We start from the raw sequence: 11,296 nt of genomic DNA, 5'->3' as shown, positions 1-11,296 counted from the left end.
TTTCATCCCCCGCCCGCCCGCCCGTCCGCGCCCGCGCGCGCCCCGGCGGGGGCCCCCCCCCCCCCCCCCCCCCCCCCCCCCCCACGTCTTCGTGCCCCCTCCGGCCACCCGCGTGTGGGCATCAGCACACTCCTCCCCCGCAGGTCAACAGCAAGTTGACGCCCCTTCCAACACCGTGGTGGACTGCCGGAGCCATGTACGGCGGCAGGAGAGGAAGCCGGTGCGAATCCGGCGCGGTCCCGCCACTGTCACCGGGGTAGAGAACCCCGGGAGCCAGGAACTCTCACCGCCGGTCTCGTCGAACCAGGGCGTGGACACCCTGAGTGAGGACATATCGCCATGCTCGGCTGTCGTTCGAGGTCCCGTACCAGCGCAGTGTCCGACTCAGCGACCGGCTGAGCCGATGCGTGCCGATCGCGTCTTCGCGTACGGCGCCGCCGCCGGCCTTCTCGGTGACCACCTGCTCGGCGATCCCCGTCGCGGGCATCCGGTCGCCGCGTTCGGCCGCGCCGCCGGTGCCGTGGAACAGCTGTTGTGGCGCGACCACCGAGGCTGGGGCGCCCTGCACACCGCCGTGTGCGTGGGCGGCACCGTCTCCCTGGCCGCCGTGGCGACTTCGGCCCTACGACCGTCCCGTACGGCCTCTGCCGCCCTCACCGCCGCCGCCACCTGGGCGGTCGTCGGCGGGACCTCTCTCGCGCGCGAGGCCGGGGTCGTCGCGCGTGCGCTGGAGGCCGGTGACATCGAGGCCGCGCGGGCACGGCTCCCGCACCTCTGCGGGCGGGACCCACAAACTCTCGACGCCGACGGCATCGCGCGGGCCGTCGTCGAGTCCGTCGCCGAGAACACCTCCGACGCGGTGGTGGGCGCCCTGGTGTGGGGCGGCATCGCCGGTGTCCCGGGCCTGCTGGGCTTCCGGGCGGTGAACACCCTGGACGCCATGGTCGGCCACAAGTCGGCCAAGTACCGCCGCTACGGCTGGGCTTCGGCCCGTCTCGACGACGTGGCAGGCTGGCCGGGCGCCCGCCTCACCGCCGTCCTCGCGACCGTCGCGGGCGGCGACCCGCGCGGAGCGGTGCGCGCCTGGCGCACCGACGCCCCCAAGCACCCGAGCCCCAACGCCGGTCCCGTGGAGGCCTCCTTCGCGGGCGCCCTCGGCGTGCGACTCGGCGGCACCCTCTCCTACGGCGGCCGGGTCGAGCACCGGCCCGTGCTCAACGGCGCCGGACGCGCCGTCGCCGTACCGGACATCGACCGTGCCGTACGGCTGTCCCGGCGGGTCGGCTGGCTCGCGCTCGGGGTCAGTGTGGCCGGGCGGCTGCTGCTGAAGGGACGGAAGTCATGAGCGGCGGCGGGCTGTTGGTCGCGGGCACCACCTCGGACGCCGGGAAGAGTGTCGTGACCGCCGGGATCTGCCGGTGGCTGGTGCGGCAGGGCGTGAAGGTCGCGCCGTTCAAGGCCCAGAACATGTCCCTGAATTCCTTCGTGACGCGCGAGGGCGCCGAGATCGGCCGGGCGCAGGCCATGCAGGCGCAGGCCTGCCGGATCGAGCCGACCGCGCTGATGAATCCCGTTCTGCTGAAACCCGGCGGCGACCGGACCAGTCAGGTCGTCCTCATGGGCAAGCCCGTCGGCGAGATGAGCGCGCGCGGCTATCACGGGGGACGGCAGGAGGCGCTGCTCGGCACGGTATTGGACTGTCTCGCCGAGTTGCGGGGCACGTATGACGCGGTGATCTGCGAGGGGGCCGGTTCGCCCGCCGAGATCAATCTGCGGCGGACCGACATCGTGAACATGGGCATCGCGCGCAATGCCGGGCTGCCCGTGCTCGTGGTCGGCGACATCGACCGCGGGGGCGTCTTCGCCTCCTTCTTCGGGACGGTGGCGCTGCTCAGTCCTGAGGATCAGGCCCTCGTCGCCGGGTTCCTCGTGAACAAGTTCCGGGGCGATGTGTCGCTCCTGGAGCCGGGGTTGGAGATGCTGCACGGCCTCACCGGGCGGCGGACGTACGGCGTGCTGCCGTTCCAACACGGGCTCGGGATCGACGAGGAGGACGGGCTGCGCATCTCGCTGCGCGGGACCGTCCGTGAGTCGAACACCGCGCCGCCGGTCGGAGAGGACGTGTTGCGGGTCGCCGTCTGCGCGATCCCGCTCATGTCCAACTTCACCGACGTGGACGCGCTGGCCGCCGAACCGGGTGTCGTGGTGCGGTTCGTGGACCGGCCGGAGGAGCTGGCCGACGCCGATCTCGTCGTGATCCCCGGGACCCGGGGGACGGTCCAGGCGCTGGAGTGGCTGCGGGAGCGCGGCCTCGCCGACGCCCTCGTCCGCAGGGCCGCCGAACAGCGGCCGGTCCTCGGTGTCTGCGGCGGCTTCCAGATCCTCGGCGAGCACATCGACGACGAGGTCGAGAGCCGGCGGGGCTCGGTCGACGGACTCGGAGTACTCCCCCTGCGCGTGCGGTTCGCGCGCGAGAAGACCCTCACCCGGCCGGTGGGCGAAGCCCTCGGCGAGCGGGTGGAGGGGTACGAGATCCATCACGGGGTCGCCCAACTCACGGGCGGAGAAGCCTTCTTGGACGGCTGCCGGGTCGGCCAGACCTGGGGCACGCACTGGCACGGCTCGCTGGAGTCGGACGGGTTCCGGCGAGCGTTCCTGCGCGAGGTGGCCGCCGCCACCGGGCGCCGGTTCGTGCCGGCCGCCGACACCTCGTTCGCCGCGCTGCGCGAGGAGCAGCTCGACCGGCTCGGCGACCTCATCGAACAGCACGCGGACACGGACGCGCTGTGGCGGCTCATCGAGTCCGGCGCGCCACAAGGACTGCCTTTCATTCCACCGGGAGCGCCCGCATGAGCACAGTGTTGTTGTTGTCGACCGCCGACACGGATCTGCTGGCGGCGCGTGCCTCCGGCGCCGGGTACCGGATCGGCAACCCGTCCCGCGTGGACGCCGGCGAGGAACTGCCCGCGCTCATCGCGGCGTCGGACATCGCCGTCGTACGACTGCTCGGCGGCAAGCGCGCCTGGGAGGACGGCCTCGCCGTGCTCAAGGCCTCGGGCATCCCGACCGTGCTGCTGAGCGGAGAGACGGTCCCGGACCCGGAGTTGATGGCCGAGTCGTCGGTACCGGCGGGAGTCGTGGCCGAGGCGCTCAGGTACCTCGTCGAGGGTGGGCCCGACAACCTCACCGAACTCGCCCGCTTCCTCTCCGACACGGTGCTGCTCACCGGCGAGGGCTTCGAAGAGCCCCAGAAGATGCCCGAGTTCGGCGTCCACTGCGAGCGGGCCTTCGTCGAGGGCCGCCCGACCGTCGGCGTGCTCTTCTACCGGGCGCATCACCTCTCCGGCAACACCGCCTTCGTGGACACCCTGTGCGAGCAGATCGAGGCGAAGGGCGCCAACGCCCTTGCCGTGTACTGCGGTTCGCTGCGCGGCGCCGACTCCGGGCTGTACGACATCCTCGGCAGGGCGGACGCGCTGATCGCCACCGTCCTCGCCGCGGGCGGCACGCACGCCTCGCAGGCCTCGGCCGGCGGCGACGAGGAGGCCTGGGACATCGGCGCGCTCGCCGACCTCAACGTGCCCGTGCTGCAAGGACTTTGCCTTACGTCGTCCAGGGCGGCCTGGGACGAGTCGGACGCCGCCCTCTCCCCCATGGACGCGGCGATGCAGGTCGCGATCCCCGAGTTCGACGGCCGGCTGATCACCGTTCCCTTCTCCTTCAAGGAGCAGGGCCCCGACGAGGTCCCGGTCTACGTCGCCGACCCCGAGCGGGCCGCGCGGGTCGCCGGAATCGCCGTCAGGCACGCGCAGTTGAAGCACAAGCCGAACGCCGAGAAGAAGCTCGCGCTGGTCTTCACCGCCTATCCGACCAAGCACTCGCGGGTCGGCAACGCGGTCGGCCTGGACACGCCCGCCTCGGCGATCCGGGTGCTGGACGCGCTGCGGGACGCCGGGTACGGGGTCGACGAACACCCCGACAACGGGGACGAGTTGATCCACCGGCTCATCAACGCCGGTGGCCACGACGTGGAGTGGCTGACGGAGGAGCAGTTGGCCGCCGCGCCCGCGCGGGTGCCGCTCGCCGACTACCAGGCATGGTTCGACAAGCTCGAACCGACCCTCGGGCAGGGCATGTCGGACGCGTGGGGCGAGCCGCCGGGCAGCCTCTACGTCGACGGCGACGACATCGTGCTGGCGTCCCTCCAGTTCGGGAACGTCGTCGTCATGATCCAGCCGCCGCGCGGTTTCGGCGAGAACCCGATCGCCATCTACCACGACCCCGACATGCCGCCCTCGCACCACTACATGGCGGCGTACAGGTGGTTGGACAACTCGTTCGGCGCGGACGCGATCGTGCACATGGGCAAGCACGGCACCATGGAATGGCTGCCCGGCAAGGGACTCGGTCTCAGCAGCGGCTGTGCGCCCGACGCCGTACTCGGTGAACTCCCCCTGATCTACCCGTTCATCGTCAACGACCCGGGCGAGGGCACCCAGGCCAAGCGGCGCGGGCACGCCACGGTCGTCGACCACCTGGTGCCGCCGATGGCGCGTGCCGATACGTACGGAGACCTGGCGAAGCTGGAGCAACTCCTCGACGAGTACGCCCTGGTGTCCGACCTGGACCCGACGAAGGCCCCGGCCGTGCGCGCGCAGATCTGGACGCTGGTGAAGGCGGCCGAGCTGCACCACGACCTGCATGTGGACGACCAGCCGGACGACGCGGCGTTCGACGAGTTCGTGATGCACATCGACGGCTATCTGTGCGAGATCAAGGACGTGCAGATCCGCGACGGGCTGCACATCCTCGGCGGCGGCCCGGTCGGCGAGGCTCGGGTGAACCTCGTGCTGGCCGTGCTGCGCGCCTCGCAGGTGTGGGGCGGGCAGGCGAACGCGCTGCCGGGGCTGCGGGCAGCGCTGGCGCAGCATTTCGGGCTCAACGAGAAGGAGTTGCTCGGTGAGCCGGGCGCTCCCGTGAAGGTGCCGGTGGAGCTGACGGATCTCGTCGAGGGGCCGGCCCGTTCGGCGGCCGACGCGATCGATCTGCTGGAGCAGCTGTGCCGCCGGTTCGCGGAGGGCATGGAGGCCCAGGAGTGGGACGTCACGACCGTCCCGGCGCTCGTGCGTGCCGTCATCGGCGCCGAACTCCCGGACGCTGTCGCGGTGTTGGAGTTCGCGTGTGACGAGGTGGTCCCACGGCTCGCCCGGACCACCGACGAGATCGACCACATCCTGCTCGCGCTCGACGGGGGTTACGTCCCGGCGGGACCGTCCGGTTCCCCGACCCGCGGTCTGGTCAACGTCCTGCCGACCGGCCGGAACTTCTACTCGGTCGACCCCAAGGCCATTCCGTCCAGGCTGAGTTGGGAGGTCGGGCAGTCACTGGCGGACTCGCTCGTACAGCGGTACGTCCAGGACAACGGCGAGTTCCCGAAGTCGGTCGGCCTCACGGTGTGGGGCACGTCGGCGATGCGCACCCAGGGCGACGACATCGCCGAGATCCTCGCGCTGCTGGGCTGCCGTCCGGTCTGGGACGACGCCTCGCGCCGCGTGACCGGCTTCGAGATCGTGCCCGTCACGGAGTTGGGCCGGCCGCGCATCGATGTCACGGTGCGGATCTCCGGCTTCTTCCGGGACGCGTTCCCGCACGTCGTCGGGCTGATCGACGACGCGGTGCGGGCGGTGGCCGAGTTGGAGGAGCCGCCCGAGTCCAACTACGTCCGCAAGCACGCCGACGAGGACACCGCCGAGCACGGCGACCGCCGCCGGGCCACGGCCCGTGTCTTCGGCTCCAAGCCGGGCGCGTACGGCGCCGGTCTGCTGCCGCTGATCGACGCGCGCAACTGGCGCAGCGACGCGGACCTCGCCGAGGTGTACGCGGTCTGGGGCGGCTACGCCTACGGGCGCGGCCTCGACGGGCGGGCGGCACGCGGGGACATGGAGACGGCGTTCCGGCGAATTGCCGTAGCGGCCAAGAACGTCGACACCCGCGAGCACGATCTCGTCGACGCCGACGACTACTTCCAGTACCACGGCGGCATGGTCGCCATGGTCCGCCACCTCACCGGCACCTCCCCCGAGGCGTACGTCGGCGACTCCGCCACCCCCGACCAGGTCAAGACCCGCACGCTCGGCGAGGAGACCCACCGCGTCTTCCGCGCCCGGGTGGTCAACCCCCGCTGGATGGCGGCGATGCGCCGGCACGGCTACAAGGGCGCCTTCGAGATGGCGGCGACCGTCGACTACCTCTTCGGCTACGACGCGACGGCCGGGGTCGTCGACGACTGGATGTACGAGAAGCTCAGCGCCGAGTACGTCTTCGACCCGGAGAACCGGGACTTCATGAAGAAGTCCAACCCGTGGGCGCTGCGCGGCATCACGGAACGGCTCCTCGAAGCCGCCGAGCGCGGTCTGTGGGCCGAGCCGGACGCGGACACGCTGGAACGACTGCGGGCCACCTACCTGGAGCTCGAAGGCGACCTGGAGGGCGACGACCAGTGACAACTCCCTTTCCGTTCACGGCCGTTGTCGGTCAGGACGATCTGCGGCTCGCGCTGCTGCTGAACGCCGTGTCGCCGGCGGTCGGCGGTGTGCTGGTGCGCGGCGAGAAGGGCACCGCCAAGTCGACGGCCGTGCGCGCGCTTTCGGCGCTGCTGCCGGAGGTCGCCGTCGTCCCCGGGTGCCGTTTCTCCTGCGACCCCGAGGCACCCGACCCGGCCTGCCCGGACGGCCCGCACGAGACCGGACCCGGCACCCAACGCCCGGCCCGCATGGTCGAGTTGCCGGTCGGCGCCTCCGAGGACCGGCTCGTCGGAGCGCTCGACATCGAGCGGGCACTCGCCGAGGGCGTCAAGGCCTTCGAGCCCGGCCTGCTCGCCGACGCGCACCGGGGGATCTTGTACGTCGACGAGGTCAACCTCCTTCACGACCACCTCGTGGACCTCTTGCTGGACGCCGCCGCGATGGGCGCGTCGTACGTCGAACGCGAAGGCGTCTCCGTCCGGCACGCCGCGCGTTTCCTGCTCGTCGGCACCATGAACCCCGAAGAGGGCGAGCTGCGGCCCCAGTTGCTCGACCGGTTCGGGCTGACCGTCGAGGTGGCCGCCTCCCGGGAGCCCGACCAGCGGGTCGAGGTCGTGCGGCGCAGGCTCGCCTACGACGACGATCCGGCCGGTTTCACCGAGCGCTGGGCGGACGAGGAGTCCTCCGTACGGGCTCGGATCATCGCCGCGCGTGCCCTGTTGCCGTCCGTGCGGCTGGGCGACGGGGCGCTGCGGCAGATCGCGGCGACCTGTGCCGCCTTCGAGGTGGACGGTATGCGCGCCGACATCGTGATGGCGCGTACGGCGACCGCGCTGGCCGCCTGGGCCGGCCGGACCGACGTGCTCGCCGAGGACGTACGGCAGGCCGCGCTGCTCGCCCTGCCGCACCGCAGGCGGCGAAACCCCTTCGACGCGCCGGGACTTGACGAGAACAAGCTCGACGACACGTTGGAGGAGTTCGCCGAGCAGGAGCAGGAACAGTCGCCCGAGGATGATGATCCGGGCCCGGATGACTCCGGTGGGGGTGGCGGGCAGCCGCCGGCCTCGGACTCGGACGGTCCGCAGGGCGGTGACACCGGTGCCCAGCCGGAAGCCGGCGAGGGCGGGCAGCCGCAGCCTTCCGGTTCCGGTGAGCAGCAGCCCGTACGCGCCTCCGAGCCCTTCCGTACCAAGGCGTTGAGCGTGCCGGGGATCGGTGAGGGTGCCGCCGGGCGGCGTTCGCGGGCGCGGACCGAGCACGGGCGGACGACCGGGGCCCGGCGGCCCCGAGGGGCGCTCACCAAGCTGCACTTGGCGGCGACCGTGCAGGCGGCGGCCCCGCATCAGCTGGCGCGCGGTCGGGCCGGGCGCGGCCTCGTCGTGCGGCGTGACGATCTGCGGCAGGCGACGCGGGAGGGGCGTGAGGGCAACCTCGTGCTGTTCGTCGTGGACGCGTCCGGGTCGATGGCGGCCAGGCGGCGGATGAGCGCGGTGAAGGGGGCCGTGCTGTCGCTGCTCCTCGACGCGTATCAGCGGCGGGACAAGGTGGGTCTGGTGACCTTCCGGGGCTCGTCCGCGGATGTCGCCCTGCCGCCGACCTCCTCCGTGGACGCTGCCGCCGTACGGCTGGAGTCGTTGCCGACCGGGGGGCGGACGCCGCTCGCGGCCGGGCTGCTCAAGGCGCGTGACGTGCTGCGGGTGGAGCGGCTGCGGGATCCGGCCCGGCGGGCGCTGGTGGTCGTGGTGACCGACGGGCGGGCCACCGGTGGGCCCGAGCCGGTCGCGCTGGCCGGGCGGGCGGCGCGGTTGTTCGCCGCCGACGGGGTCGCCTCCGTGGTCGTGGACTGCGAGTCGGGGCCCGTACGGCTGGGCCTGGCCCGGCAGTTGGCCGGTGAGCTGGAGGGTACGGCGGTGACGCTCGACGAGTTGCGGGCCGACTCGATCGCCGGGCTGGTCAAGGACGTACAGAGGAGGGCCGCGTAATGCCGCAGGGGCAGCCGAGTGTCGTACCGGACGACGGACTGACGACCCGTCAGCGGCGGAATCGGCCGCTTGTCGTCGTGCACACGGGAGTTGGCAAGGGCAAGTCCACCGCCGCTTTCGGGCTGGCGTTGCGTGCCTGGAACCAGGGGTGGCCGATCGGGGTGTTCCAGTTCGTCAAGTCGGCGAAGTGGAAGGTCGGCGAGGAGAACGCCCTCCGGGTGCTGGGGGCTTCCGGCGAGGGGGGGTCCGTCGACTGGCACAAGATGGGCGAGGGCTGGTCCTGGGTGCAGCGCGACTCCCAGATGGACAACGAGGAGAAGGCGCGCGAGGGCTGGGAGCAGGTCAAGCGGGACCTCGCCGCCGAGACGTACCGGCTGTATGTGCTCGACGAGTTCGCGTACCCGATGCACTGGGGCTGGGTCGACACGGACGAGGTCGTCGACGTGCTGCGGAACCGGCCCGGAACCCAGCATGTCGTGATCACCGGGCGGAACGCGCCCGAGAAGCTCGTCGACCTCGCCGATCTCGTGACCGACATGTCGAAGGTCAAGCACCCGATGGACGCCGGTCAGAAGGGCCAGCGGGGTATCGAGTGGTGATGTCTTCTGTGCCTCGGCTGGTCATTGCCGCGCCCTCCTCGGGCAGCGGCAAGACCACCGTCGCCACGGGGCTGATGGCCGCGTTCGCCGCGCGGGGGCTCGCCGTGTCCCCGCACAAGGTCGGGCCGGACTACATCGACCCCGGGTACCACGCGCTCGCCACCGGGCGGGTGGGGCGGAACCTCGACGCGTACCTGTGTGGGCCGGAGTTGATCGGTCCGCTGTTCGCGCATGCGGCGCGCGGGTGTGAACTCGCCGTCGTCGAGGGTGTGATGGGGATGTACGACGGGGCCGCGGGCGAAGGGGAGTTGGCGTCCACGGCCCATGTGGCGAAGTTGCTGCGGGCGCCGGTCGTGCTGGTCGTCGACGCGTCCTCGCAGTCCCGGTCCGTCGCCGCGCTGGTGCACGGGTTCGCGTCCTGGGATCCGGAGGTGCGGGTCGGGGGCGTGATCCTCAACAAGGTGGCGTCGGACCGGCACGAGGCGCTGCTGCGGGAGGCGTTGGACGCTGCCGGGGTGCCGGTGCTGGGTGTGCTGCGGCGGGCTCCGCAGGTGGATACGCCGTCGCGGCATCTGGGGTTGGTTCCGGTCGCCGAGCGGCGGGCTGCGGCGGTGGATGCGGTCGCGGCGATGGGGGCGCAGGTGTCCGCGGGGTGTGATCTTGAGGGGTTGATGGCGCTGGCGCGTAGTGCCGGTGCGTTGTCGTGTGCGGCCTGGGATGCGGCCGAGGTCCTGGCTTCTTCGCCCCCGCCGCCCCTGCCCGTCCCGTCCCTGGGGGCTGCGCTCCCAGACCCCCGCTTCGGTCCTGGAGGGGCCTCGTCCTCAAACGCCGGACGGGCTGAAGGTGCCCAATCGCGTTCACAAGTCGCCGTCGCCGGTGGTCCCGCCTTCACCTTCTCCTACGCCGAGCACACCGAACTGCTCACCGCGGCCGGTGCCGAAGTCGTCGTGTTCGATCCGCTCCGGGATGAACAACTCCCGGACGGGACACGCGGGTTGGTCATCGGGGGCGGGTTCCCCGAGGTGTACGCCGCCGAGCTGTCCGCCAACGAGCCGTTGCGGAAGGCCGTCTCGGCGCTCGCCGAGAGCGGGGCCCCCGTGGCCGCCGAGTGTGCCGGACTGCTGTATCTGTGCCGGGAGTTGGACGGTCGGCCGATGTGCGGGGTGTTGGACGCCTCCGCGCGGATGAGTGAGCGGCTGACGCTCGGCTACCGGAACGCCGTCGCGCTGAGCGACAGTGTGCTGGCCGTGGCCGGGACGCGGATGCGCGGGCACGAGTTTCACCGGACCGTCGTCGAGCCCGGCTCGGGGGCGGCTCCCGCCTGGGGGGTGCGCGCCCCTGACCGGCGGGTCGAAGGTTTCGTACAACAGGGTGTGCACGCGAGTTATCTGCACACGCACTGGGCGGCCGAGCCCGGTGTGGCCCGTCGGTTCGTGGAGAGGTGCCGGACGTCATGAGCAGCAGCAGGTTGATCGGAGTCGGGGTGGGTCCCGGCGATCCGGAGCTGGTGACCGTCAAGGGCGTCAACGCGCTGCGCGCCGCCGATGTCGTCGTCGTGCCGGTCATGGACAGCGGTGAGCGCGGGCGCGCCGAGGCGACCGTGCTGCACTACGTGCCCCAGGAGAAGGTGCTGCGGGTCGTGTTCGCGCTCAACGAGCGGACCGACCGGGCCCGGCGCGAGGCCGCCTGGGATGCCGCCGGGGCGAAGGTGGCCGAGCTGCTCGCCGCGCACGACGTCGTCGCGTTCGCGACCATCGGGGACCCGAACGTCTACTCCACCTTCACCTATCTCGCCCTGACCATCGGGGAGTTGGTGCCGGGGGTCGTGGTCGAGACCGTGCCGGGGATCACCGCCATGCAGGATCTCGCCGCGCGTTCCGGGGCCGTACTCACGGAAGGGACCGAACCCCTCACCCTCGTGCCGGTGACCGCCGGGTCCGCCGTGCTCAAGGACGCGCTGGCCGGGCCGGGGACGGTCGTGGCGTACAAGTTCGGGCGGCAGGCGGCGGAGGTCGCGGAGGCGCTGCGGGAGACCGGGCGGATCGAGGACGCGGTGTGGGGGTCGGCGCTCGGGCTGCCCGAGGAGTCGATCCGGCCGGCCGCCGAACTGGACGGGGAACCGCTGCCGTATCTGTCGACGCTCATCGCCCCCGCGCGGCGCGAGGGCGGGCGGGGCGGGAAACTGTGATGC

General features: G+C 72.1%; 7 protein-coding genes and 1 riboswitch. All 7 genes read left to right on the top strand.

Translation table 11 applies throughout. The features are described 5' to 3' along the window. Positions 1-161 precede the first annotated feature (161 nt). Positions 162-304: riboswitch (cobalamin riboswitch) on the top strand. Between the two features lie 99 nt (positions 305-403). From ACIBJH_RS45520 to cobI, 7 genes are read left to right on the top strand one after another with little or no spacing between them, the layout of a single operon-like run. Next, on the top strand, positions 404-1,345 hold the full coding sequence (locus ACIBJH_RS45520) for a cobalamin biosynthesis protein (RefSeq protein WP_399122897.1): 942 nt from the start codon (positions 404-406) through the stop codon (positions 1,343-1,345). Continuing rightward, positions 1,342-2,853 carry a cobyric acid synthase gene (locus ACIBJH_RS45515; RefSeq protein WP_399122896.1) on the top strand — a complete coding sequence of 504 codons (1,512 nt, stop codon included), beginning with the start codon at positions 1,342-1,344 and terminating at the stop codon, positions 2,851-2,853. The genes ACIBJH_RS45520 and ACIBJH_RS45515 overlap by 4 nt, the downstream gene beginning before the upstream one ends. Next, positions 2,850-6,503, top strand: a complete 3,654-nt coding sequence (cobN, locus tag ACIBJH_RS45510; protein ID WP_399122895.1) for a cobaltochelatase subunit CobN — start codon at positions 2,850-2,852, stop codon at positions 6,501-6,503. Before ACIBJH_RS45515 ends, cobN begins: the two co-directional genes overlap by 4 nt. Further along, on the top strand, positions 6,500-8,506 hold the full coding sequence (locus ACIBJH_RS45505) for a putative cobaltochelatase (RefSeq protein WP_399122894.1): 2,007 nt from the start codon (positions 6,500-6,502) through the stop codon (positions 8,504-8,506). The genes cobN and ACIBJH_RS45505 overlap by 4 nt, the downstream gene beginning before the upstream one ends. Next, positions 8,506-9,105 carry a cob(I)yrinic acid a,c-diamide adenosyltransferase gene (gene cobO, locus ACIBJH_RS45500; RefSeq protein ID WP_399122893.1) on the top strand — a complete coding sequence of 200 codons (600 nt, stop codon included), beginning with the start codon at positions 8,506-8,508 and terminating at the stop codon, positions 9,103-9,105. The genes ACIBJH_RS45505 and cobO overlap by 1 nt, the downstream gene beginning before the upstream one ends. Continuing rightward, the gene (locus ACIBJH_RS45495; protein WP_399122892.1) at positions 9,105-10,562 is read left to right on the top strand and encodes a cobyrinate a,c-diamide synthase; all 1,458 of its coding nucleotides are present in this window, start codon (positions 9,105-9,107) and stop codon (positions 10,560-10,562) included. The genes cobO and ACIBJH_RS45495 overlap by 1 nt, the downstream gene beginning before the upstream one ends. Beyond that, on the top strand, positions 10,547-11,293 hold the full coding sequence (cobI, locus tag ACIBJH_RS45490) for a precorrin-2 C(20)-methyltransferase (protein ID WP_399122890.1): 747 nt from the start codon (positions 10,547-10,549) through the stop codon (positions 11,291-11,293). The genes ACIBJH_RS45495 and cobI overlap by 16 nt, the downstream gene beginning before the upstream one ends. Positions 11,294-11,296 lie beyond the last annotated feature (3 nt).

It is taken from the genome of Streptomyces sp. NPDC050548 (assembly GCF_044457385.1).
GTDB lineage: Bacteria > Actinomycetota > Actinomycetes > Streptomycetales > Streptomycetaceae > Streptomyces.
The sequence above is the reverse complement of the archived record's forward strand: the minus strand, read 5'-3'. Positions and strand labels throughout refer to the sequence as shown.

Bases quoted from the DNA above. Each gene is read 5' to 3' on its own strand.
- ACIBJH_RS45520 (WP_399122897.1), top strand. From the start codon at position 404: ATGCGTGCCGATCGCGTCTTCGCGTACGGCGCCGCCGCCGGCCTTCTC.
- ACIBJH_RS45515 (WP_399122896.1), top strand. From the start codon at position 1,342: ATGAGCGGCGGCGGGCTGTTGGTCGCGGGCACCACCTCGGACGCCGGG.
- cobN (WP_399122895.1), top strand. From the start codon at position 2,850: ATGAGCACAGTGTTGTTGTTGTCGACCGCCGACACGGATCTGCTGGCG.
- cobO (WP_399122893.1), top strand. From the start codon at position 8,506: ATGCCGCAGGGGCAGCCGAGTGTCGTACCGGACGACGGACTGACGACC.
- ACIBJH_RS45495 (WP_399122892.1), top strand. From the start codon at position 9,105: ATGTCTTCTGTGCCTCGGCTGGTCATTGCCGCGCCCTCCTCGGGCAGC.